At 73.9% G+C, this 4,609-nt stretch carries 5 protein-coding genes; 2 read left to right on the forward strand and 3 right to left on the reverse strand.

The features are described from left to right. Nucleotides 1-944: hypothetical protein (locus tag BMY88_RS24220; RefSeq protein ID WP_211435785.1), on the reverse strand; the 944-nt coding region annotated here is incomplete at its 3' end. Nucleotides 945-1,159: 215 nt separating this feature from the next. Here BMY88_RS24220 and BMY88_RS22535 point away from each other — a divergent pair. Together BMY88_RS22535 and BMY88_RS22540 are read left to right on the forward strand one after the other, a co-directional pair. Then, entirely contained in the window at nt 1,160-1,813 is a 654-nt protein-coding gene (locus BMY88_RS22535; RefSeq protein WP_091949411.1) for a nucleoside/nucleotide kinase family protein, read from the forward strand. Between the two features lie 101 nt (nt 1,814-1,914). Next, nucleotides 1,915-2,541 carry an antibiotic biosynthesis monooxygenase gene (locus tag BMY88_RS22540; protein WP_091949414.1) on the forward strand — a complete coding sequence of 209 codons (627 nt, stop codon included), beginning with the start codon at nt 1,915-1,917 and terminating at the stop codon, nt 2,539-2,541. A 39-nt stretch (nt 2,542-2,580) separates the two neighbouring features. Here BMY88_RS22540 and BMY88_RS22545 read toward each other — a convergent pair whose 3' ends face one another. Both BMY88_RS22545 and BMY88_RS22550 read right to left on the reverse strand, forming a co-directional pair. Further along, entirely contained in the window at nt 2,581-3,657 is a 1,077-nt protein-coding gene (locus BMY88_RS22545) for an acyl-CoA dehydrogenase family protein (RefSeq protein ID WP_091949418.1), read from the reverse strand. Continuing rightward, nucleotides 3,657-4,609: acyl-CoA dehydrogenase family protein (locus tag BMY88_RS22550; RefSeq protein ID WP_091949444.1), on the reverse strand; the 953-nt coding region annotated here is incomplete at its 5' end. The genes BMY88_RS22550 and BMY88_RS22545, both read right to left, overlap by 1 nt.

Below are 4,609 nucleotides of genomic sequence, written 5' to 3' on the forward strand. Positions count from 1 at the left end.
ACCACCGGCTGCAACACCGGAGCCAGCGCCTCGACCACGGGCGCCACCACCGGCTGCAACACCGGAGCCAGCGCCTCGACCACGTGCGCCACCACCGGCTGCAACACCGGAGTCAGCGTCTCGACGACGGCTTCTACGATCGGCGCCACCACGGTCCCGACGACCGGCGCCAGCGGGGCGACCACCGCCTCGACCACGGGCGCAACAGCCTCGACGACCGGCGCCACAGCCTCGACGACGGGTTCCACCACCGGCGCCACCACGGTCTCGACGACCGGCGCCAGCGGGGAGACCACCGCCTCGACGACCGGCGCCACAGCCTCGACGACGGGTTCCACCACCGGCGCCACCACCGTCCCGACGACCGGCGCCAGCGGGGCGACCACCGCCTCGACCACCGGCGGCACCACGGTCTCCAGCACCGGCGCCACCACGGTCTCGACCACAGGCGCGACGGGGGCGACCACCGCCTCCACTACGGGCGCGACCGCCTCGACGACGGGTTCTACGACCGGCGCCACAGCCTCTACGACGGGTTCCACCACCGGCGCCACCACGGCCTCGACGACGGGTGCCAGCGGAGCGACCACCGCCTCGACGACGGGTTCGACGACCGGCGCCACCACGGTCTCGACGACGGGTGTCACCGGGGCGACACCCGCCTCCAGCACCGGCGCGACGGCCTCGACGACGGGTGCCGCCGAGGCGACCACGGTCTCCACCACCGGCGCGACGGGGGCGACCACCGTCTCGACGGACTCCGCGACCGGCTCCACCACCGTGTCGACCACGGGTATCACGCTTCCGACGGTCGGCTCGAGCGCCTCCGTCAGCGGGGCCAGCGCCTCGCCCAGGGGACCCCCGTCGGCCCGGGCGGTCGAGGAGAACCCCACCATCGCGACGACGAGCGCGCCGAGTAACCCGACGAACACGAGCAGCCGCACGAGCCACGGGTCGAGCCGGCCGGCGGCCAGCGCGGCGGGCCCCTCCGGACCGGCGGGCAGGACGGCCGGCGGGCGCTCTCGTCCCGCGCAGCTGACCTCCCGGCCCTCGTCCATCGCCGCGGGTATGCCCCGCGGGGGCCCGCTCCACGCGTGCCCCCCGGCGGTTCGCGGACACCGCGGCGGCGCTGCGGAGGCGTCGGCGGCATGCTGCCCCCGTGAGCGGCACGCCCTCCCCCGATGATCTGGTCGCCCGAGTCGCCGCCCTGGCCAAGCGCCGTCCACGCATCGTGCTCGGCATCGCCGGCGCTCCCGCCGCCGGCAAGTCGAGCCTCACGGAGCACCTGGTGAGGGGCCTGAACGAACGTCGACTCCCCGCGGTCGGTGTCCCGATGGACGGTTTTCACCTCGCCGACGCCGCCCTGGACACGCTCGGCCGCCGGGACCGCAAGGGCGCCGTCGACACCTTCGACGTCCACGGCTACCTCGCGCTGCTGCGCCGGCTGCGCGCCGAGCAGGAGACGACGGTGTACGCACCCGCCTTCGAGCGCGACCTCGAACAACCGGTGGCGGGCAGCATCGCCGTCCCCCCGGAGACGCGTGTGGTGGTCTCGGAGGGCAACTACCTGCTGCTCGAGGAGCCACCGTGGCCCGAGGTGTGGGGGGCGTTCGACGAGGTCTGGTACGTCGACCTCGACGACGACGTCCGCCGCGCCCGCCTGCTGGACCGGCACGTCCGCTTCGGCAAGGCGCCCGAGGCCGCCCGCGCCTGGGTGGCCGCGGTCGACGAGCCCAACGCCGCGCTGATCGCCGCGAGCGCGGGCCGGGCCGACCTCCGCGTCGACGTCTCCGGCTGGGACCTGCGCGCCTGAGCCGCCGGGCCGCAGGGCCCTTGTCCCTCCCCCGACCGGCGAGGACGGTGGCCGGTGCGGCGGTGCCGCCCGGGCGCCGCCCGTCCCGAGAGGAGTGCGGCATGTACGCACGGACCACGACCGTCCACGGCGACCCGAATCGCCTGGACGACGGGATCGCCCACGTCCGCGACACGGTGATGCCCGCGGTCATGGACATGGACGGCTGCGTGGGCCTGTCGATGCTGGCCGACCGGGAGTCCGGTCGCTGCATCGTGACCGCGGCCTGGCAGGACGAGCAGGCGATGCGCGCCAGCGCCGACACGATCGGCCCCATGCGCGAACGGGCGCGCGAGATCATGGGCGCCGACGCGAAGATGGAGGTGCAGGAGTGGGAGTTCGCCGTGATGCACCGCAGCCACGAGGCGCCGCAGGGGGCCTGTACCCGGGTGGTGTGGAGCAAGGCTGACCCGGGTCACGTGGACCGGGTCCTCGACGCCTACCGCATGACCCTCGTACCCCAGCTCGAGGAGATGCGCGGTTTCTGCAGCGTCAGCCTGATGATCGACCGCGAGAAGGGTCGGGCGGCCTCGGCGGTCACGTTCGACAGCCGGGAGGCGATGGAGGCCACCCGCGAGGACGCCAAGCGCATGCGGGACACGTTCGTCTCCGCCATGGAGGTCAGCATCACGGACATGGCCGAGTTCGAACTGGTGCTGGCGCACCTGCGCGTCCCCGAGATGGCCTGACCCGCGGTCGACCCTCGGCGCTGCGCACGGCGCCGAGGGTCAGCCCAGGCGGGTGAGGGTGGCCCAGAGCTGGTCCGGACCACCGGCGAGCACGCCCGCGCCGAGGAACGCCGACCACGTCGCCTCGTTCCCGGCCTCGTCACGCCAGGACCAGCACCGCCGGGTGAGGTGGTGCAGCCGGTACTCCTGGGTGAAGCCGATCGCGCCGTGCACCTGGTGCGCCAGCCGCGCCACGACCTCGACCGCCGCGCCGGCCCGCACCTTCGCCGCGGCCGCCAGCAGCGGCAGCTCCGGCGACCGCCGGTCCAGGCCCTGCACCGCCGCATCGACGATCGCCGTCACCGCGGTCACCTCGCCGGCCATCTCGGCCAGCTCCATCTGGATGGCCTGGAACTTCGCCAGCGGCCGACCGAACTGGTGGCGCTCGCCGGCGTACTGCACGGTCCAGGACAGCACCCGCTCCAGGGCCGCGGCGATCTGCACCGCCCGGGCCAGGGCGTAGCGCGCCCGCACGTGCGCGGCCTGCTCCGGCCTCAGCAGCGCCCCGGACGCCGGGACGCCGTCGAGCACCAGCGACCCGCGCGGCTCGCCGGCCAGGTTGACCGCGGAGGTGGCCGCGAGGCCGGCGGCGTCGACGAGCGCCAGCACCGACCCCTCGATCCCGGCCGGCGGGGCGGCCAGCACCGCGACGTGCCGGGCGACGCCCGCCCACGGGACGTCGACGGCGGTGCCCGACAGCGTCCAGCGTCCGGGGCCGTCGCCGTCGTCGGAGGGGTGCGCGGTCACCGCGTCGGCGACCGCGATCGTCAGCGGCTCCTCCGGGGCGGGGAGGTCCAGGTCCGCGGCCAGCAGGGCCGGGGCGGCGACCAGCAGCTGCTCGGCGGCGGGTACGGCCGCGGCTCCCGCCGCCAGCGTGCGGACGACGGCGACGGCATCGGCGAGCTCACCCCCGGAGCCGCCGGCGTCCTCGGGCACGCCCACGCCGGTCAGGCCGGTTTCCACCAGGGCGGCCCACAGCGGCTCGTCCCACGGCCGGTCGGGCGTGAGCACGAACGGCTCGTGCCCGCCGAGGATGTCGACGACGGTCTCGACCAGCAGGTCCTGCTCGGATGCCATCAGCGCAGTCCCAATCCACGAGCGACGATCCCGCGCAGGATCTCGTTGGTCCCACCCCGCAGCGTGTAACCCGGCGCGTGCAACTGCGCCTCCGCCAACGCCCGACCCAACGGATCAGGGCTGTCCAGCGAAGCCGGCACATCGGTCACCCGCCGCACCTCGTCCACCACATCGGCCTCGAACGTCGTCCCCACGTCCTTCACCAACGCCGCCGCGATATTGGGCAACTCCCCCCGGTCCAACGCCGCCGCGATCCGCAACGACAACTGCCGCAACGCCAGCAACCGCGCCGACAACCGCCCCAACACCGCCAACTGCCCCGCATCACCGGTCGCCGCCGCGCGCCGGCCGAACTCCGCCAGCAACGGATACGTCGACAGGAACCGCTCCGGCCCCGACCGCTCGAACGCCAACTCCGCCGTCACCTGATGCCAGCCCCCACCCTCCTCCCCCAACAACATCCCGGCCGGCACCACGACGTCGTCGAACACCACCTCGTTGAAGTGATGCCCACCGTCCAGGATCCGGATCGGATTGATCCCGATCCCCGGCAACGACAGATCCACCAGCAACTGACTCAACCCCGCATGCCGGCTCGCCGGATCCGCCGGCGACGTCCGCACCAACACGATCCCGAAATGACAATGATGGGCATTGGAGGTCCACACCTTCGCCCCGCTCACCACCCAGTCCCCCGCCGCATTCCGCGTCGCCCGCGTCCGGATCGACGCCAGATCCGACCCCGAATCCGGCTCCGACATCCCGATCACGAAGAAACACTCCCCCGCCGCGATCCGCGGCAACAGCGTCTCCCGCTGCTCCTCCGTGCCATACCGCAACAGATTCGGCCCCGACTGCCGATCAGCGATCCAATGAGCCGCCACCGGCGCCCCCGCCGCCAGCAACTCCTCGGTCACCGCATACCGCTCCATCGCCGACCGCTCATGCCCCC

Source organism: Trujillonella endophytica (assembly GCF_900110555.1).
Lineage (GTDB): Bacteria > Actinomycetota > Actinomycetes > Mycobacteriales > Geodermatophilaceae > Trujillonella > Trujillonella endophytica.

Coding starts and splice junctions, on each gene's coding strand:
- BMY88_RS22545 (WP_091949418.1), bottom strand. CDS start 3,657: ATGGCATCCGAGCAGGACCTGCTGGTCGAGACCGTCGTCGACATCCTC.
- BMY88_RS22540 (WP_091949414.1), top strand. CDS start 1,915: ATGTACGCACGGACCACGACCGTCCACGGCGACCCGAATCGCCTGGAC.